The sequence below is a fragment of the Pontibacter sp. FD36 genome, from assembly GCF_015686655.1.
In the GTDB taxonomy this organism is placed as follows: domain Bacteria; phylum Bacteroidota; class Bacteroidia; order Cytophagales; family Hymenobacteraceae; genus Pontibacter.
In genome coordinates, this window is record NZ_JADPMP010000008.1 from 71943 (window position 1) to 90844 (window position 18902).

Sequence of the window (18902 nt, forward strand, 5' to 3'; positions counted from 1 at the left end):
CTTTGCAGGCGATTATACTTCGTGAAAAAATCTCCAAACATACCTGTGCTTTATTACCCGCTGTGGTGGTTGCTCAAAGGCCTTTCTTTGCTGCCGCTGCCTGTACTATACCTGTTAGCCGACTTTTTGTTTGTGTTGGTGTATTATGTGGTAGGATACCGCAAAAAGGTCGTACTCCAAAACCTCCGCAACTCTTTCCCTGAAAAATCTGAACACGAGATACGAGGTATAGCCAGGGCCTTTTACCAGCAGTTCCCGGACCTGATCGTGGAAATCCTAAAGCTGGCCTCGATGGACGAAGCTGAGATGCGCCGCCGCATTGTGTTTTCTAACCAGGAGGTGCTCGATAATTTTGTGCAGCAAGGTAAGACCGTCATCACCATGGGCTCTCACTCCGGCAACTGGGAATGGATTCTTTCTGCTGGAGCGGTGCAGTTTGGCTTTCCGGCTGAAGGGGTATACAAGCGAATCAAGAATCCCTTCTTCGAGGAGTTTATGCTATACCTGCGCGGGCGGCTCGGTGCTCGCCTGATCGAAATGAAAGACACCATGCGTGACTTTGTGCGAAACAGAAAGACTCCGCGTGTGGTAGCTATGCTCTCAGACCAAACTCCCCCTTATGGAGAGATCCAGTTCTGGACAACTTTCCTCAACCAGGATACTCCTTTCTTTGTCGGTGCCGAAAAGCTGGCGCATACCTTTGGCTGCCCAGTGCTGTTCCTGGATGTGGCGCGAGAAAAACGTGGCTATTATCGCCTTACGTTTGATGTGCTATCCGACGGCACTACCAAGCCTGAGGAAGGCACCTTCCCCATCACCGAAGCTTTCGCTCGTAAACTGGAAGCTGCCATCCGTCGCAACCCCGCCAACTACCTCTGGACGCATAAGCGGTGGAAACATAAGAGAGTTTAAGTTTAGGAGTTTAGAAGTTAGAGAGTTTGGAAAGCAAGAGTTAGGAGGTATTAGGAAGCGGCTCTAAAGGCCTGGATCTATGATAGATAGGTAAGTAGAGAAATCGGTTCTCTCAAAATTCACACTTCCCAAACTCCCAGTCTCCTAAACTTAAAGGTATTCCTCAATATCCCCTGCGCCTTCCCGCAGCACTTCGAAATTGTTGGCAGCATCTACCACAGTAGAGGCTACGTTGTTGCCGGGGCCACCGTCTATCACACCATCTACTAAGTTGCGGTACTTCTCATAGATCAACTCAGGATCGGTGCTGTACTCGATCACTTCGTCTTCGTCGCGGATGGAGGTGGAGAGGATTGGGTTGCCGAGTTCCTGCACCAGCGCCAGGGCAATTTTGTTGTCGGGCACGCGTATACCTACCGTTTTCTTTTTGCTGCCGGCATAGCGTGGCACACGGCTGCTGGCGTCAAGCACAAAGGTAAATGGTCCGGGTAGTGCCTTTTTCATCACCTTGTAAGTAGGGGTATCGATCTTGGCGTAGTCGGAGATATGGGTCAGGTCAGAGCAAATAAAGGAGAGGTTCGCTTTGTCTGGCTTTATCCCTTTCAGTTGACAGACGCGCTCCACCGCCCTGGTATTGTGGATGTCGCAGCCGAGGCCGTAAATAGTGTCGGTCGGGTAGATGATGATGCCGCCGTTGCGAAGAATCTCGACGGCTTCCTGTATTTTTTTTGGCTGTGGATTGTCCGGGTGTATCTGGAGGAAAACAGCGTTGGCCATAGTTTTATTTTGCTTGTTGGTGCATTAAGTAAGGCATACTGCATAAAAGCCCTCTGCGTTGCAGGTATAGCCCTTGAGGTTGGTAAATAGAGACTTTAGGACAGATGCCGGCTCAAAATTAGTCAGATAAGCAAGATTAGTGTTATTTTTGTAGCCTAAACTAAACGGGCCCGGAACCTACATCCTTATCCGGGACTTTTAATTACATTATGGCTAACGAAGTCACTCCACGCAGACGCGTCAAAAAAGAGAAAAGCATGTGGATACCCGGCATCATTGTACTGGTGCTGTTCCTGTTTGTGAGCTTTTCCTACTATGCCTACCAGATTGTGTATACCGCCAACGTAGACACCAAAGGGCAAGACACCTATGTATACATCCCATCTGGCGCTGACTACACACAGGCCCTCGATTCTGTAGAGGCTACCGGTGTGATCATCGACCGCCTTTCGCTGCGCTTTATGGCCAAGCTCATGGACTACGACGAGCTGGTGAAGCCAGGCAGGTATAAGATCGAAAACGGCTGGGGCAACCGCCAACTCATTGGCGTATTGCGACTGGGAGAGCAGTCCCCGCTAAAGCTCACCTTCAACAACATCCGGCTGCGCAGTCAGTTGGCCGAAAAACTGGCCGCGGCAGTAGAGCCATCGGCTGCCGAGATAGACAGCCTGCTCAATGATCAGGAGTACCTGCAGACACTCGGTTTCGACACAACCACGGTGGTGAGCATGTTTATACCCAACACCTACGAGGTATACTGGACCATCACGGCACCGGAACTCATACAGCGCATGAAGACCGAGTACGATCGCTTTTGGACAGACGAGCGCAAGGCCAAGGCCGAGAAGATGGGACTATCTCCGAAAGAGGTATCCACGCTGGCTTCTATTGTGCAGGCAGAGACGATCAAGAACGATGAGAAGCCGCGTGTGGCTGGCGTATACCTGAACCGCTTGCAGAAAGGCATGAAGCTCGAGGCCGACCCAACCGTGGTATATGCTGTGCGCGACTTCACAATCCGCCGCGTGCTCAACGTGCACCTGCAGCACGACTCGCCATACAACACATACCGCTATGCCGGTTTGCCTCCGGGCCCGATCAATGTGCCGGATATCTCCAGCATCGACGCGGTGCTCAACCCGGAACAGCATAAGTACATTTACTTCTGCGCCAAGGAAGACTTCTCTGGCTACCACAGCTTTGCCGTAACCCACGCCGAGCACATCGCCAATGCCCGCCGCTATCAGCGAGCACTGACGCAGCGGAATATTTTAAAGTAAATTGTTTAATTGCTGTATTGTTAAATTGTTGATTCGCAGGTGTAATAAATGTCTACAGAAGATCAACCATTTAACAATTTAGCCATTCAACCATTAAATAAATGTTCGAATCAGAAGTACAGATACGCGTGCGCTACGCCGAGACCGACCAGATGGGCTATGTCTACTATGGCAACTACGCTGCCTACTATGAGGTGGCCCGTACGGAGGTATTCAGAAGGTTAGGTATACACTATAAGGAGATGGAAGCGACGGGCACCATGATGCCCGTGCTGGAGCTCAAGTGTAAGTATATCCGCCCGGCCAAGTACGACGATCTGCTCACGATCAAGCTCTTTCTTAAGCACAAGCCGCATGGCTCGCGTATAAAGTTTGAGTACGAGGTGTATAACGAGGAACAGACGCTGTTGAACGTGGGCGAGACTACTATGGTGTTTGTGGACATGAAGTCAGGACGCCCGACGGCTATACCTGCGTTGATACACCAGAAGTTGGACGGATACTATAGCGAATGAGGCTGAACCAGCAATATCTGAAGCGCCGCAGAGCGTATCGCAAATTCATCGTGTTCCTGAAGAGATGGCGCTTTAACAATGGCCAGTCTTCGGTATACGATGTGGCCGATGTGTTGCTGGGCGAACTCAGGCTGGATTCCATTACCAAGCGTGCCTCATACATGGCCTTTAACTTCACACTGGCCATCTTCCCGACCATCATCTTTCTGTTCACGCTCATACCTTACATGCCCAGTATATTGTCGCTGGACCTGGGCGAGAGCATCCTTAACTTCCTGGCAGACTTCCTGCCCGAAGAGATGTATACCGTGGCCTACGGCACCATCGACGACATTGTGAACAAGCCACGTGGGGGACTACTCTCTTTCGGTTTTCTCTTTGCCCTGATTCTGTCCACCAATGGTATTATGTCGCTAATGGATGCCTTCGACAAAAAATACCATACCTTCTATAAGCGGCCATACCTGAAAAAGCGGGTGATTGCCACCGTACTTACCGTAGCGCTTTCATCTATCCTGTTTCTGGCAGTGGCGGCGATCTTCTTTGGGCAGTGGATCCTAGATGTGTTGGTGTTTTACGAGGTCGTGACGGAGAGCTATACCTATACCCTGATCGTGATGCTGAAGTACGTGGCAATTATACTGCTCTTTCTATTGGCAACCTCGCTCATCTACTACTATGTGCCTGCCATACAGGATAAGTGGCCTTTCTTCTCGGCAGGCGCCGTGGTAGCAACCATCCTTATTTTTGTGGTATCGATGATCTTCTCGCTTTACATCAGTGCGTTCGATACCTACAACAAATTTTACGGCTCTATCGGGGCCCTCATTGGTTTGATGATCTGGCTTGATTTTGTGTCTATGATCCTGATCCTCGGGTTCGAGATCAATGTAAGCATTGATACGGTAACGAAGCGACTTACCCGCAAGACAGCCCAAACTGCTGAGAAAGCCACTTCGGCAGCCGCTTAAATAGTACAGGCGGGGTAAGGCATTACTCAAAGCAAGGTATAAGCCAAAAGCAGTGAAAAATTTACCGCTTCAAAATCAGTCGCTTATACCTGAAATGGCCTAACAAGCGAAAAATAATTGCGTATAGTTTTGAAAATTCACGGCAGCACTATACTTTTGTGCTCGATTCAATTACAGAGAGTTGGCGGAGTGGTCGAACGCGGCGGTCTTGAAAACCGTTGACTGTAACAGGTCCGGGGGTTCGAATCCCTCACTCTCTGCGGAGTAACTTATCAGTTAGCATAAAAAGCCCTTAAATCAGCGATTTAAGGGCTTTTTTGTTTTTAGCCCCACCTGAATTTTACATTTTCTCTCCTTCCTGAGGTAACCAATTCGGGTACCCGAAGCTATTCCGATTCCGGGTACCCGAATTGATGCTTAAATAGCTGGCTATAAATAAGATGTACAGATTTTTTACATCTTGTGGAGCCTTCATTTGGATGTTAATTTTAAGCATAAAAGGAGGAATTGTATGGACACCAAAATCAGTATCCTGTTCTACGGCAGGAAAGCCAAGACCACCAAAGACAACCTTGTACCGATCTACCTGCGCGTCACACTGCAGGGCAGACGCCTGGAGCTCAGCACCCACCGCTACGTCTCGCCTGACCGTTGGTCGATAGAGGCGGGCAAAATGAAGGGCAGCTCGGCCGAGGCCCGGAGCGTCAACGCCTACCTGGATACCCTCCGGAACAAGGCCTACGCCCACCACCGGGAGCTGCTGGAGGAGGGCAGGCCCGTAACAGTGGAGTCGTTCAGAGAAAAGTGGATGGGAGTGGAGGAAAAGCCTGTGCTGCTGCTGGAGGTGTTCCGCATGCACAATGAGCAGATGGCCCAGTTAGTGGGCAAGGACTATGCCCCGGGCACCCTGGAGCGCTACACGACCTCTCTGCAGCACACCCGTGACTTTATCCAGTGGAAGTTCGGCTTAGAGGATATGGACGTGAAGAAGCTCGCCTACAGCTTCATCACCGACTACGAATTCTGGTTCAAGACGGTGCGCAGCTGCGCCCACAACACCACCATGAAGTACCTGGCCAACTTCAAGAAGGTCATCCACCTGTGCCTGAAAAACGGCTGGTTGGAGCGCGACCCCTTCCTTGGCTACAAGATGAGCAAGCGGGAGGTGGTGCGCGAGTGCCTCACCGAGGGCGAGCTGCAGCGGATGGCCGAAAAGGAGTTCGTCACAGACAGGCTCGCTCAGGTGCGGGACGTCTTCCTCTTCAGCTGCTACACCGGCCTGGCTTATGTCGACGTACAGCAGCTCAAGCGCTCTGAAATAGGGGAGGGGATGGACGGGGAACGTTGGATCTTCACCAGGCGGCAGAAGACCGAGACGCTCTCCCGGATCCCGCTCCTGCCGGTGGCCCTGGCTATTCTGGAGCGGTACGAAAACCATCCGCAGTGCCTGTACCAGGACAGGGTGCTGCCGGTGCTCAGCAACCAGAAGATGAACGCCTACCTCAAGGAGATCGCCGACGTGTGCGGTATACAGAAAACGCTCACCTTCCACATCGCCCGCCACACCTTCGCCACCACCGTCACCCTCTCCAACGGAGTACCGATCGAGACGGTGAGCCGCATGCTGGGCCACACCAACATCAAGACCACCCAGCACTACGCCAAGATCCTGGACCGGAAGGTGGGGGAGGACATGCAGCAGCTTCGGGACAGACTCACTAGGAAAGCGTGAAATAAGGTCACTTTGTTAGTTCATTGGAGATGCACCGCCTCAGCCTCTGGGCACGGGTGGGGCTTGTCCAGATGGAGAGCAGGCACTAAATTTACTATAAAGGTAAAACTTAGCGGCACTTGCCATCAGGCTGTACACTGCTCATGTACTATGTTGGGACATGAAGTGAAGAACGTGTACCATTGTGGTACATATACTATGATTCATGTACCAAAAATTCTGCTTTTGTCTCATATTGTATCAAGCCTATGAAATTAGGAACCGGCAAACCCTATAACAGTTTACTACCACTCCCTCCGCTACAGGATCAAATTGAGTCTGTCGCTGTCCTCAAGCAAGAGAGCAAGGCGGCCGTTGCTTTGGCCGAGCTCAAGTGACTGGCACGGACACTCCCTAACCAGGGCAGCCTCATCAACGCCATTGTGCTGAAGGAAGCGCAGGCCAGCTCGGAGGTTGAGAATATCATCACAACGCATGACAAGCTTCGCGAAAAAGTTTAGAAAGCCGCCCCGATCATTATCCCGAGCAGCAAATGCAAGCCGGAATAGCCATAGTCCATGGCATTTCTGTTGTAGCGCTCATGGGAATAATCAGTTTGGATAGAGCTGTTTTTGATGCCTGCCCCGGAGTAAAAATCAAACAGGAGGTGGCCATCCAATGCAGGAACCTGCAGGCCAAACAAAGCTACCCCTCCTATGCGGTTGATCTTCTCGTTAAAAGGCCGGAGGCGGTATTTGTATACCTCCAAACCCTCCGGGTCCATTTCTTTAACCCAGCCCTCTCTTTTGAACTCTAAATTAAAATGGTGGTAATTAACGCCATAGGCCAAGTACACCCTGCTTTTATCTGGGTTGGTGTAGTTGTTTATGTAGATTTTGTGCTGCACCTCTGCACCATAACCTAACACACGGTCTTCCTCGCTGTCTTCCCAATTACGCCCCGCAAAAAGATCCACGGTTTTTGATTTACCATTATAAGCCCGTGGTGAGAAAACAAAGCCATGCCTGCTCCCTTGCTCCGGAATGCGCTCCAGGTACAGGTGCAAGCCGTTAATAAGCAAATGCTGCGGACTGAATTTTATACTTATGGTTTTATCAGAAGAAGCCTCTAAAGCCTGTGCGTTGCCCTGTAGCAGAGAAGAGAAAAAAAGAAGTATAAGGACAACAGCAACCCTTTTTAGCATCATAAGAGATTGTTTTGGGCTAGATAGCCGGCTTGATTGAAATAGTGCTCAGCAACACCAGTTTCTCATCCTCATACTGGTACTGGTAAAGGCCATCACTGCCTATAACCAGCAGTCTGCCGTTATCCGGTATCACATCAAAAGCGTTTATCCGGAAGTGGTGCTCCAGCTCCAGGTTCATTACATCGGTAGCATTGTATACTTTCAGCCCTTCGTCGCATACAAATAGCCTAGTGTTGGCTATACCTAAACCTTTCGGGTTCGTCATGCTGTACTGCTTCAGGAGTGTCGGATCGTTTATGTTTTGCAGATCAATCACCTGCAGCTCATTTATGGCCAACCTGCAGGCAGTGCCGGTGCTAAGGGTAACGTAGGCGTAGCGCCCGTCTGTCACCACGGGGTCGCAGCTCACCACGTGCTGATACTGTGAGATATGCTGGGGAAACGCCGGGTTTTTGACGCTAAAAATGTGCATGCCTGTTTGGGTGCCAATGAAAAGCATATCCTCAAAAGGAAAGATCGTTTCGATGCCAAACCCTATCGGAAGCGACTGCCCCTGCTGTGGGTCTTCGGGTGTGCTAATATCGAAAATGTTCAGGCTTGAGTGATCTACCGTATACAAATGATTTCCGCTGATGGCAAACCTGGCCATAGAACCACCCTGGCCCTGTGCGCCATCCGCCGAGGGCGAGGCAGCGTTATCGCTGGTGCAGGAAATGGCTGCCATGCAAACCAGAACGGAAGACGCGATATGTAGAAGTCTTTTCATGTTATTCCGGCTTTTTAAGTTCCCAACCTACAATAATGGCGTCTTCCGGAGCGCCTGCCCTGTTATAGTATACTTCCAGGTTATCTGGTGGCAACAGGCTTGGCAGCGCATCGCGCACACGCTTGGCAACCTGAATATCCTCCATCCCGCTTAATTTTATGGCAACAAGGTCTACGGCATTATCCACGTACAACACGTTATCTTTCACGGCCATATCCACGCAGCCTGGCACCTGAATAAAGGCCATATTCACAGGCATCTTCGGATTTTGGTTGTTGATGATGTGCACGCCTTTGTACTGCTCGTTTATAAGTATATAGCTGCCGTAGCGGTAAATTTTACCAGGGTTCGAGATCGTCCGTGGCTCCTTCTTTAGAATGGAGGACTCGAGCTGCTGCCGGCTCATCAGAATGGGAGCATAAGCTGATTCCGGCATAGGATCTACGCTGCCCGGGCAGGAACAGAGCAACGGCATCAGGAGCAGCAGCAGAAAGTTTTTTGCTTGTTTTCTCATATTAGTGAAAGGATTATAACTGGGAAGACTATCCATTAAATATATTGATTACTTATTATAATTCACTATGTTCTTTATTTAATAATAATTTAATAATCCTCACGCGCCTCTACATGCTAAGGCAGAAAATGATATTCCATTTGTGCCCAAGGCAGCCGGGCAGCTTTGGGTGAGTGACATCACCTATATTCACTTGGAGGAAGGCTTTGCCTATCTGAGCCTGGTCACCGATGCTTACAGCCGCAAGATCGTCGGTTTTTACCTAAGCGGAGATCTTGCCGCCGGGGGATGCATCCGGGCTTTGGAGATGGTCCTTGCCAACTGCCCCATGCAAGGCTATCTGACCCATCACTCTGATAGGGGTATCCAGTACTGCAGCCAAGGGTATGTTAGGCTGCTGCAGGAGCGGCGCATCGCCATCTCCATGACCCAAAGCGGCGACCCGCTGGAGAATGCGCTGGCCGAGCGGGTGAATGGCGTCCTCAAGCAGGAGCTCCTGGAGACGGTGTACCCCGGCTTCGCGGCGGCCCATCTAGCCGTGGCCACGGCAGTGAGCATCTACAATTATCAGCGCCCACACTCAAGCGTGGACATGCTCATGCCTGTGGAGGCGCACGGCAGGACCGGCGAGCTGAAGAGGCACTGGAAAAACCATTACCCTGACAAGAATGGAAAGGAGGTGCCCGTGCAGTAGGGTGCAGGCCAAGAAGGTTTGTCGCTGTTTTGGCAGGCTGCATATCCTGCTGCTCCTTTGCCAACCTAAAAAGAGAAGCGCCGAGTTCCGAGGTAAGCTCCACAGGGCCCGACACCCGTGGACCGCTTTTTGTATACAAAAATACATCTTGCTCGCTGCACCAGACCGCAGCGTGTTTTCCCTGCCGCAGGAGGGGGCAAGCTTCTGAGGCGTTAGTGATTGTAGCGTGTCACCTACTCCTGTTTTATGATAAATCTGGGAACACGGTGCAGAGAATAACACAAGCTCGGCCGGGGCGAGGTGAAAGCTGATGATGTGGCTGCTTTTCTGTAGGAATACCCGGTTCAGGTGAATATAGAGGTTTTTAACACTGAAGGAATGGTATCTTGCTTGTATTCTACTCGGTAAAATTGTTTTTCACAAGTTGGGTTCAACTTGTGAAAAGGGGAAGGAAAAAGAGGGCATCTTCACCCTGTAACCATACAAGATAAGACGATGGCTGTAGAAATCATCACCAAACAGGACCTGCTCCAGGCCCATCGGCAGCTGCTGGAGGACCTGGCAAAACTGATCGGCAAGCAACAGGCCGAGGTACCCAGGAAGGTGCTCAAGTCCGCCGAGGTTCGGCGCATGCTGCAGGTCTCCCCCTCCACGCTGCAGAAGCTGCGGGTGGAGGGCACGCTGCCCTCCGTCAAGGTCGGGGGCACCCACTACTACCGTCAGGAAGATATTACCAGGCTGCTGAACGGGAAGGAGGTGCGGTCATGGAAGTAAGCGTTCAAATGATGGGCTTTTACAGGAAAGCGGGAGGGGACAGGCGCCTGCGTCGCCCACACCTGAACCTCTACATGGCCCTGCTGGTCCAAAGCCAGGGCGGTGGGGCTTTCCGGGTAAAAAGGAAAGAGGTGATGGCGTGGGCGCGTATCAGATCCCGCCCCACCTACCACCGCTGCCTCCGGGAGCTGGACAAGTGGGGCTACCTCTACTACCTGCCCTCCTACGACCTCGCCTGTAAAAGCCTGGTGTACATCAGGCCCTTGGCAAAGGCGGGAGCGGCAACCGGAATAGTGTCGGATGATACGCTAATGAAGCTGGGTTTTCCCTGGAACTGAGCTGTGAGTGGAGCGGCCGGTAAGTTAACTGCGCTGCCGCATCCTCCCGGCTTCCCCGTTATCAGCCATGGAAAGCTGAAAAGAATCCGGAGAGCAGACAGGGCTTACCCGTTTTTGATTTGCTCCGAATACCTCCTATCTTTATAGCGGTTGTTTATCAGCCTGAAGATACAATCAGCGAAGGCACAAGTTAAATGACGCTAAATGGCAAGGTGGAGCACTTGTAAAAGACAATATTCGGCTTGTGAAAAACAAGGGATTCATTAATTGGTATTTTAAGAAGAAATTCGTAAATTAATTATATGGAAACAGCAGCCAGAAAACGACCGATCCACCTGGGCGAACACGTCCGCAGAATGCGCACAGCCTTGGGTATAAAGCAGGCTTCTCTTGCCAGCGAGCTGGGCACCACGCAGCAGAACATCTCCCGTATCGAGCAGGAAGAAGATATGGATATGGTGACATTGGAGAAAGTTGCCAAGGCACTTGGTGTAACACCGGAAGCAATAGTAAATTTTACACCAGAGGATGCTATCTATAACATCCAGAACAACTATGAAGGAGCTAACTCTGGTTCAGGGACACTTAGCCAAAAACTTGATTACCATCAGTGCACATTTAACCCTATTGAGAAAGTGGTGGAGCTTTATGATGCATTACTGAAAGCTGAGCGGGAAAAAAATGAGCTGTTGGAAAGGATGCTAAAGAGCCAGAGATTTGAAAATTAACTATGCGATATGTAAACTATAAGCTTACTAATTACTAGGTTCTAAATTTAATTCCATACTAGACTATATTTATACATAGAAAAATTGGCCTAAAAAATTATATATGTCTCCTATGTTTGAGCTGGAGACCCTTATTTTAACATAAAGCTATTGATAATAAAGGACTTATGGTTTATTGTAAGTCCTTTATTATTTTAATTTGAACTAAGCTTAACACTAGAATAAGCATACTCTCTATCACAACTTTTCCTAACAACTTCAAATCGTTTGACTAGTTTTTGACCTTGAGATAAAGCACCTACAGTAAGACTAGTTGCTAGCTAAACTGTTGACTTTAAACACGGTCTGAATAGCATCAATATATAATGATTTTAAAAGATACTTTCCCCAATTTTTACAATGAATCAAGTAAAGAGGGACTTAATTTATGGCAGACTGAATTCGCTGATGTAGATTTTGCAACAATAGATATTATGGTAGCTACTGAGCTACAGCAGATAGCTCAAGTGGAAATCGAAGATTTTAATAGAGTCAGTAAAATCTTTTTAGAAGATTGTATAGCAGCGAAAAGGCACTATTCAGATGTAGAAAAAGAAAAGCTTAACTACCTACAATTTATAAATGCGGCAACAGCTGCGGGACTTAATTGTCATCAATCCTTATTTCAAAATGCGCACGATTGGCTTATTTGGACTTTATCTGATGAGATTAATTATGGTAATGAAGTTAAATTTGATGATAAAAGGTTAACTGATTTTCTTAATTCAAAGAATGAGTTTATTTCACAGAATGCACTTGGCGTCATATTTTATTGGTTGGGAAATTTATTCTACTACTCTTGGCATCGCGGAGGTTTGAAGGAGTTTGCAGATGAGTACTATAATAGGTTTATCATTTTAGTTAAGTCTTATTTTAGAAAAGGAATACCCCCTGAATTAGGGCAAGATCAATTTATAAATACAGTCTGCCATATGCTTGCATGGGCGATTAATAATAAGAAAGACACAGCTGCTGATTTGGCGACAAGTGTAGAATTTATATTTCCACAAGTCTCGGAGCTTAACCAAAAAAAAATTGCTATGCAGCTTGCAACAGGTGGAGCAAAGTTCACTACAAAGAAATCTGATGTATGGGCTAAAATTGGGTTAGATCACTTTGCTACTCTTTTAGGAAAACATGATAAACTACATCTTCATTCAATTTACTATACAAATCATCTAGATGAACTAGAAACAGATTTTAGTGAAATGTTAGGTGCGATTAGTACCTATAAAGACAGTATTTCTCACATTAGCCCTATCGAAGCAAAGTATGAGAGAGCTAAAATCTTTGGAGTTATAAGAGGCTTAATAAAAAAGTGTTTAGAAGAAGGAAAGGCGAAATTGGCCTCGGAAGTACTTTGTAGTTACGCTGGTGTAGATGAGGAGCTACAAGCATTAGAACATCAACTCTTTATAGTAGTTAACTATGACAGAGGTGTCTTATTAACAAGTGATACTTCTCTTGAAAAGTTAGAAAATAACTTTTCTCAAACCTTTGTTGATTTGATTGTTGAAAGTAATAGGTTTTTAAGTGCCAAAGTTATTCTGGATGATCTCCCGGGCTTTAATCTTGAAGAACCAGAGAACCTTGGTGTTCCTGTAAAATCTCGCGGCAGGGAATTTGAAAGCAAGCTCATAAATCATTATCAATTTGATAAATTAACTAGTGATAGCTTGAATGCTGTAGAATCAATGATTGTTTTGCCTGGATTACAACATCCTATTCAAGCACTCATGATGAAATACATGGGTACAACACTACCTATAAATGCGTCATTAGAAAAATCTTTGCCCTCCCGAAAATGTAATAAAGTGCTTTTGTGGTGTTTTGGAACAAGGTCTAGTGATATTGAGGCTAAATTAGTACGAGGTATCTTATCCGCTTCTGGTATTGAAGTGGAGGTTGCAGATATCTTGTCAGAAACAAAGGAAAGCTTTCTGATGAAGTATTATTCAAGCGAATATGACTTGATATGGTTAGCCACGCATGGAGAGTACAATCATGAGCTGCCTCACAAATCAACTATAGAGATATTGCCAGAATATACAATAGAATTATCAGAGTTACAGAATACCATTTCAGGCTCAGACAAGCAGAGAATGATATTTTTGAATATTTGTGACGGAGCTACAGCCTCAACTCTTAACGCTTTATATGATATTGGTTTTGGAGCTAGTATATGTGGCGCATCTCAAGCTGTACTATCGCATATTTGGCCGATTGAAATAGAATCGGCTTTGATATATGGTCTTGTATATGCACACTTTATCTCTGGAGGTAAAAATTACTGGGAGGCTTATGAACTCACAGTAAAGACTATATTGAAGGGTAATGGAGATGTGTTTCGGATTATTGATGAAATAGTCGAAAAGTACGATTCAGAAGGTGAAGCTGTAAGGCTTTTAGTGAACTTAGATAAAAATATCCGAGATAATATTTATTACTGGGGTTCAGGAGTATTTTATAATTGATGTTGTCTTGGATCTTCTGAAAGAGAATATATAAATAGGTTCGTTGTAATTTGTTGCAATAGAGTGCAATATTATCATAACGTATCAACAGACTAAAGCTATAGGGTTTCTTTACTAAATTGGCCTGTATTCTACTACTTCTGTCCCATTTATATCGACTAAGTATGCATCTACATTTTCACCACCTTGATATTTGCTCAAATTCCAGCCCTCAGTTACTAAATATTCGCTCCCCCTTGGGTTATCAATTACAAGATAATCAATAGAATATTGAACTAAGGTAGCGCTATATGGCAGATGGTTTTCATCTAAAGCCGAGTTACTGTTTAGCTCAATTGAACTCTTTATGCTCACTATTATCCTGTTCCATCCAACTCTAATTAACCCCTTCGTGAGTTTTCCATCTGGCTCCTCATTTGCAGAAATGTAGTCTATAAAGTTTTGAAATGCATTTAAATCTAAAGCATCCCCCTTGTTAAATATATATTTTTCATATTTTAACTTCAAAGCAGCTTCATCATAAGGCTCAGAGCTTTTTAATTTAACAATGGCGGGTAGTTTTATTAGACTCATAGCAAATAACATTTTTTATAAGAGTCAAATTTATGGGGTTTTCCTTAAATGTGGCTCTGTAAAGTAATATAATGATACTACTAAATTTAGGAGTTTCGGTGCATAAGATTCACTTTATAAGTTTTGAAGAGTTGAACAAGGTTTTATTGCTATATTAGCAAGATATAATATAAAGTGTGTAGGGTAATGCCTAAATTTTCAGAAGAGAAGCTCAATAACTGGAGAAAGCCTCCTAGTGATTCAGAAGAAACGAAGTTGGTCAACGCCCATAAAATGGTGAAAGATGCAATAGATGCTTGTGATAACTTAAGGAATATGTCCATTCGTGTGTTTGGCCAAGGGTCTTATGCAAACGATACTAATGTTAAACTTAATAGTGATATAGACATTAATGTAAGGTATGAAGATGCATTCTTCTATGACTTGCCTACAGGTAAAACCAATTCTGATTTTGCACTCAATAGTCCTGCAACTTACACCTACTCAGAATTTAAAGATGCTGTAGAAACAGCGCTAGTTAATAAATTTGGTAGATCGTCTGTAACAAGAAATGATAAGTGTATAACAATAGAGGCGAACACCTATCGTGTTGAAGCAGATGTTGTACCAACATTCTTACTCAGAAGGTATTCTGCAGATGGATCTTTTGTTGAGGGGGTAAAATTTATAAGTGATTCTGGAAAAGAGATCAGAAATTATCCACTACAACATATTGAAAATGGTATTTTAAAAAACAGCGAAACTCAGAGAAGATTTAAGAGATTAACTAGACTTTACAGAAGAGTTAGATATAGTATGATGGATGATGGTATTGACGTGAGCGATAATATCACATCATTTTTATTAGAGTGTTTAGTATGGAATGTACCAAATAACATTTTTAATGATTATCCAACATGGACAGAAAGACTCAGACAGTCAATAATTCACCTTTATAATAGTACAAAAGATGATGCTTCATGTGAAGAATGGGGAGAAGTGTCAGAGCTTCTGTATCTTTTTGTAGGCAAAAAATGGTCACGGCAGGATGTTAATACTTACCTGATTCAGATGTGGAATTATTTAGAGTTCGGAAAATGAAGAACCTAAATCTTAAGAGTTTCCTTTATATCTTATTAGGAATTTCTTTTATCGTATTTTACCTGCTGTTTATATTTACAGATACTGCTGTTTTTAACTTATCTACTATCGTCAAAATACTTCCTAGAGTTGTTACGATAAATATTATTCTGATATTTTTATTTACAACGTATGTTTGGAAGTGGAAGCGCCTACATCCTTGGCTTGTACCATTTCCAAATCTTAATGGTACGTGGAAAGGATTTATCCAGTCTACTTGGGAAGACCCAGCAACAGGAAGACGCCCTGCTCCAATCCCGGTTATACTCACAATTGATCAATCGTTTATTAACATAAGCTGTGTGATGAGAACTGCAGAGATGACAAGCAGAAGTGTTAGTAGTGACTTTATACTTGATAAGGTAAATCAAGTAAAGCGCCTATGTTACACATACGATAGTAATCCAATAGAAACAGTAAAGCAACGTAGCCCACAGCATTGTGGCACTATGCTCTTTGATATCATTGAAGTAAATGACAAGAAGTTAGTCGGTGGATACTGGACTGGTAGAAAAACAACTGGACATATTGAAGTAGAATTTTGGAAAGATGAAAAGCTAGACTCATATCCATCTGAATTAGGCCCTCATCCTGTAAGCAGCATAAGAAATAATGGTAGTTAAGACTCCCATTATATAATCCGCAAAATTTTGTGACACCACACCATCTATTGAATTTTTAAATAGTACTTACCTAATAATGGCAAAACAAAAAGTAGTTGCTGAAGAGCCTTTAGAAAAACAGCTCTGGAAAGCAGCTGATAAACTCCGTAAGAATATTGATGCGGCTGAATATAAACACGTAGCACTTGGCCTGATCTTCCTGAAATATATATCTGATGCCTTTGAAGACCACTATCAAAAGCTGGAAGCAGGAGAGGGGGAATATGCTGGTGCTGATCCGGAAGACCGTGACGAATACAAAGCTGAAAACGTGTTCTTCGTGCCGTCAGACGCTCGTTGGTCTAAGTTACTTGCAAATGCTAAGCAGCCAAATATTGGTACGCTGGTAGATGAGGCCATGGATGCCATTGAAAACGAAAACCCATCGCTGAAAGGGGTGCTACCTAAGGTATACGCACGCCAAAACCTGGACCCAACCAGCTTAGGTGAACTGATAGACTTGGTAGGTAACATTGCGCTGGGTACAGCCAAAGCCCGTAGTGCCGATGTGCTGGGTCATGTGTTTGAGTACTTCTTGGGAGAATTTGCGCTGGCAGAAGGCAAAAAGGGCGGACAGTTCTATACGCCACGTAGCGTTGTAGAGCTGCTGGTAGAAATGCTGGAGCCGTACCAAGGCCGTGTGTTTGACCCTTGCTGTGGCTCTGGTGGTATGTTTGTGCAGAGCGAAAAGTTTGTGCTGGAGCACAGCGGCAAAATAAACGACATCTCTATTTATGGACAGGAGAGCAACCAGACTACCTGGCGACTGGCTAAAATGAACCTAGCCATACGCGGCATAGACAGCAGTCAGGTAAAATGGAACAACGAAGGCTCTTTCCTGAATGATGCCCACAAAGACTTAAAGGCTGATTACATTATTGCCAACCCTCCGTTTAATGTGAGCGATTGGGGCGGTGAACTGCTCCGCAAAGATGGCCGCTGGCAGTATGGCACGCCCCCAACCGGAAACGCCAACTTTGGCTGGTTGCAGCACTTTATTTATCACTTAGCTCCTAATGGACAAGCTGGTGTGGTGCTGGCAAAAGGTGCGCTTACCTCTAAAAGCGGTGGCGAAGGCGACATACGCCGAGAACTGGTGGAAAACGGCCTAATAGACTGTATTGTAAACCTGCCGGCCAAGCTGTTCCTGAATACGCAGATACCGGCTGCCCTTTGGTTTATGAGTCGGAACCGCACTAATGGTAAGTTCCGTGACCGCAGCAAGGAGATACTCTTTATTGATGCCCGTAACTTAGGATATTTAATTAACCGCCGTACAAAAGAGCTTTCTGCTGACGACATAAAGCAGGTTGCCGATACCTACCACAACTGGCGAAACCCTAACGGCAATTACCAGGATATGCCTGGCTTCTGTGCGGCTGCACCTATAAGCAGAGTAGCAGAACTGGATTATGTGCTAACACCAGGCCGTTACGTTGGCCTACCCGACGAAGAAGATGACTTTGACTTTGACGAGCGTTTTGCTGCTTTAAGAGCTAAACTAGAAACGCAGATACAGGAAGAGACCCAACTAAATGAAATAATTGCTGCTAACCTTTCAAAAGTGAGAATAAATGGGTGAGTGGAAAGAAACAGAAATAGGGCAATTGCCACTACATTGGGATACCCAAAGTATTGAGAACTTAATTGAAGATAAAGGCATTGCTGTTGGAGTAATGTATCCAGGTGAGTTCGTAGCTAATGGTGTACCACTGATCAGAGCTGGAGATATAAGAAATGGTAAAATCGATACTACCAATATTTGTAATATTACTGAAGAAGTAAATGCAACATATAAGAGAACCATACTTCAGGGAGGAGAATTATTAGTTGTATTAGTTGGAGCCCCAGGTTTATCTGTAGTAGTTCCAGAGCAAATGAAAAACTGGAATGTAGCTCGCGCAGTTGGCGTACTTAAGCTAAAAGATAAAAGCGATGCACGATATATATCCTATGCTATACAGAGTCCAGGAGTAAAGCACCTTTTATTATCATCCTGTAATACTACTGTTCAAGCTACTCTAAATTTAAAAGAGCTTAAGCAAATACTTATTCCATGGCCAGAGAAGTCTGAAAGAAAGGCCATTACCTCTGTACTCAAAAGCTTAGATGACAAAATAAACCTATTGCACCGCCAAAATGCTGCCTTAGAAGCTATGGCTGAAACCCTTTTTAGAAAGTGGTTTGTGGTAGAAGCTAAGGAGAATTGGGAGGGAATTACTCTTTATGACGCTATTGAGTTGATTGGAGGAGGAACGCCAAAAACATCAGTAGCAGAATACTGGAACGGTAATATAAAGTGGCTTTCGGGAGGGGACATTTCTACAAATCACAAATCAATAGTTATCACATCAGAAAAGACAATAACAGAAGAGGGGCTGAGAAATAGTTCTGCTAAACTATTGCCAAAATTTGCAACTGTTATTTCAGCAAGAGGGACTGTTGGGAAATATTGTATTCTCTCTGAACCAATGGCTTTTAGTCAATCAAATTATGGGATAAAGCCTAAAGTGAAAGATTGTTATTTCTTTACATATCTTTTGGTTAATCATTCGGTAGAGGAGCTAAACTCTGCAGCATATGGGAGCGTGTTTGATACAATCACAACAAATACTTTCAAAGGAATAAAAATTTCAATTCCATCAGAAGACGAAATCCGAGGGTTTGAAAATGAAGTATCGGCATACTTCTTTAAATTATTAAATAATCAATCTCAGATTCAAGTTCTTACAAACCTACGCGACACCTTATTGCCAAAACTAATGAGCGGGCAGGCTACCGTTGAACTGCAACCACAGCCGGAAGAAGCAAGCTTTTTTTAAGAGTTTTCCCGGAATTTGCAAAAAGG

The 18902-nt window shown here is 45.4% G+C and carries 21 protein-coding genes and 1 tRNA gene; 17 read left to right on the forward strand and 5 right to left on the reverse strand.

The window, feature by feature from the left end:
- The first annotated feature begins 21 nt into the window (after positions 1–21).
- Entirely contained in the window at positions 22–912 is an 891-nt protein-coding gene (locus tag I0P70_RS12345; RefSeq protein ID WP_370583213.1) for a lysophospholipid acyltransferase family protein, read from the forward strand.
- 150 nt (positions 913–1062) lie between these two features.
- Here I0P70_RS12345 and I0P70_RS12350 read toward each other — a convergent pair whose 3' ends face one another.
- Positions 1063–1689, reverse strand: a complete 627-nt coding sequence (locus tag I0P70_RS12350; protein ID WP_196118245.1) for an L-threonylcarbamoyladenylate synthase — start codon at positions 1687–1689, stop codon at positions 1063–1065.
- Positions 1690–1898: 209 nt separating this feature from the next.
- On the opposite strand from I0P70_RS12350, the gene mltG reads away from it, so the two are divergent.
- The 7 genes from mltG (at position 1899) to I0P70_RS21605 (ending at position 6687) form a co-directional block, all read left to right on the forward strand.
- Positions 1899–2969, forward strand: a complete 1071-nt coding sequence (gene mltG, locus I0P70_RS12355) for an endolytic transglycosylase MltG (protein WP_230392163.1) — start codon at positions 1899–1901, stop codon at positions 2967–2969.
- A gap of 101 nt (positions 2970–3070) precedes the next feature.
- Positions 3071–3484, forward strand: a complete 414-nt coding sequence (locus I0P70_RS12360) for a thioesterase family protein (RefSeq protein ID WP_007653357.1) — start codon at positions 3071–3073, stop codon at positions 3482–3484.
- Entirely contained in the window at positions 3481–4455 is a 975-nt protein-coding gene (locus I0P70_RS12365; protein WP_076422731.1) for a YihY/virulence factor BrkB family protein, read from the forward strand. The genes I0P70_RS12360 and I0P70_RS12365 overlap by 4 nt, the downstream gene beginning before the upstream one ends.
- Before the next feature lie 175 nt (positions 4456–4630).
- Positions 4631–4715 (forward strand) — tRNA-Ser (locus tag I0P70_RS12370).
- A 215-nt stretch (positions 4716–4930) separates the two neighbouring features.
- Entirely contained in the window at positions 4931–6187 is a 1257-nt protein-coding gene (locus tag I0P70_RS12375) for a site-specific integrase (RefSeq protein WP_230392164.1), read from the forward strand.
- A gap of 248 nt (positions 6188–6435) precedes the next feature.
- A complete protein-coding gene (locus I0P70_RS21485) occupies positions 6436–6564 on the forward strand; it encodes a hypothetical protein (protein ID WP_255531018.1) in 129 nt (42 codons plus the stop codon).
- On the forward strand, positions 6565–6687 hold the full coding sequence (locus tag I0P70_RS21605) for a Fic/DOC family N-terminal domain-containing protein (RefSeq protein ID WP_370583223.1): 123 nt from the start codon (positions 6565–6567) through the stop codon (positions 6685–6687).
- On the opposite strand, the gene I0P70_RS12385 is transcribed toward I0P70_RS21605, so the two are convergent.
- From I0P70_RS12385 to I0P70_RS12395, 3 genes are read right to left on the reverse strand one after another with little or no spacing between them, the layout of a single operon-like run.
- Positions 6684–7373 carry a hypothetical protein gene (locus I0P70_RS12385; RefSeq protein ID WP_196118248.1) on the reverse strand — a complete coding sequence of 230 codons (690 nt, stop codon included), beginning with the start codon at positions 7371–7373 and terminating at the stop codon, positions 6684–6686. The genes I0P70_RS21605 and I0P70_RS12385 overlap by 4 nt on opposite strands.
- Positions 7374–7389: 16 nt before the next feature.
- Positions 7390–8139: an LVIVD repeat-containing protein gene (locus I0P70_RS12390; protein WP_196118250.1), complete on the reverse strand. Its 750-nt coding sequence runs from the start codon at positions 8137–8139 to the stop codon at positions 7390–7392.
- A gap of 1 nt (position 8140) precedes the next feature.
- Positions 8141–8653 carry a hypothetical protein gene (locus I0P70_RS12395; protein WP_196118252.1) on the reverse strand — a complete coding sequence of 171 codons (513 nt, stop codon included), beginning with the start codon at positions 8651–8653 and terminating at the stop codon, positions 8141–8143.
- Between the two features lie 142 nt (positions 8654–8795).
- Between I0P70_RS12395 and I0P70_RS12400 the strand changes: the two genes are divergently transcribed.
- The 5 genes from I0P70_RS12400 to I0P70_RS12420 all read left to right on the forward strand — a co-directional run bounded on the left by I0P70_RS12400 (position 8796) and on the right by I0P70_RS12420 (position 13700).
- Positions 8796–9347 carry a DDE-type integrase/transposase/recombinase gene (locus tag I0P70_RS12400; protein WP_196118254.1) on the forward strand — a complete coding sequence of 184 codons (552 nt, stop codon included), beginning with the start codon at positions 8796–8798 and terminating at the stop codon, positions 9345–9347.
- Positions 9348–9842: 495 nt separating this feature from the next.
- Positions 9843–10121: a helix-turn-helix domain-containing protein gene (locus tag I0P70_RS12405; RefSeq protein WP_196118256.1), complete on the forward strand. Its 279-nt coding sequence runs from the start codon at positions 9843–9845 to the stop codon at positions 10119–10121.
- Positions 10112–10459 carry a hypothetical protein gene (locus I0P70_RS12410; RefSeq protein WP_196118258.1) on the forward strand — a complete coding sequence of 116 codons (348 nt, stop codon included), beginning with the start codon at positions 10112–10114 and terminating at the stop codon, positions 10457–10459. Before I0P70_RS12405 ends, I0P70_RS12410 begins: the two co-directional genes overlap by 10 nt.
- Before the next feature lie 302 nt (positions 10460–10761).
- Positions 10762–11187, forward strand: coding sequence for a helix-turn-helix domain-containing protein (locus I0P70_RS12415; RefSeq protein WP_196118260.1), 426 nt, complete (start codon positions 10762–10764; stop codon positions 11185–11187).
- A 365-nt stretch (positions 11188–11552) separates the two neighbouring features.
- Positions 11553–13700, forward strand: coding sequence for a CHAT domain-containing protein (locus I0P70_RS12420; RefSeq protein WP_196118262.1), 2148 nt, complete (start codon positions 11553–11555; stop codon positions 13698–13700).
- 114 nt (positions 13701–13814) lie between these two features.
- Here the strand turns inward: I0P70_RS12420 and I0P70_RS12425 are convergent, their stop codons facing one another.
- Positions 13815–14273, reverse strand: a complete 459-nt coding sequence (locus tag I0P70_RS12425) for a hypothetical protein (protein ID WP_196118264.1) — start codon at positions 14271–14273, stop codon at positions 13815–13817.
- Between the two features lie 186 nt (positions 14274–14459).
- Here I0P70_RS12425 and I0P70_RS12430 point away from each other — a divergent pair, with 186 nt between their 5' ends.
- The 4 genes from I0P70_RS12430 (at position 14460) to I0P70_RS12445 (ending at position 18876) form a co-directional block, all read left to right on the forward strand.
- Entirely contained in the window at positions 14460–15353 is an 894-nt protein-coding gene (locus tag I0P70_RS12430) for a nucleotidyltransferase (RefSeq protein ID WP_196118266.1), read from the forward strand.
- A complete protein-coding gene (locus tag I0P70_RS12435; protein ID WP_196118268.1) occupies positions 15350–16015 on the forward strand; it encodes a hypothetical protein in 666 nt (221 codons plus the stop codon). Before I0P70_RS12430 ends, I0P70_RS12435 begins: the two co-directional genes overlap by 4 nt.
- Positions 16016–16091: 76 nt before the next feature.
- Positions 16092–17636: a class I SAM-dependent DNA methyltransferase gene (locus I0P70_RS12440; RefSeq protein WP_196118271.1), complete on the forward strand. Its 1545-nt coding sequence runs from the start codon at positions 16092–16094 to the stop codon at positions 17634–17636.
- Complete coding sequence (locus I0P70_RS12445) at positions 17629–18876, forward strand: restriction endonuclease subunit S (protein WP_196118273.1); 1248 nt, start codon at positions 17629–17631, stop codon at positions 18874–18876. Before I0P70_RS12440 ends, I0P70_RS12445 begins: the two co-directional genes overlap by 8 nt.
- Positions 18877–18902 lie beyond the last annotated feature (26 nt).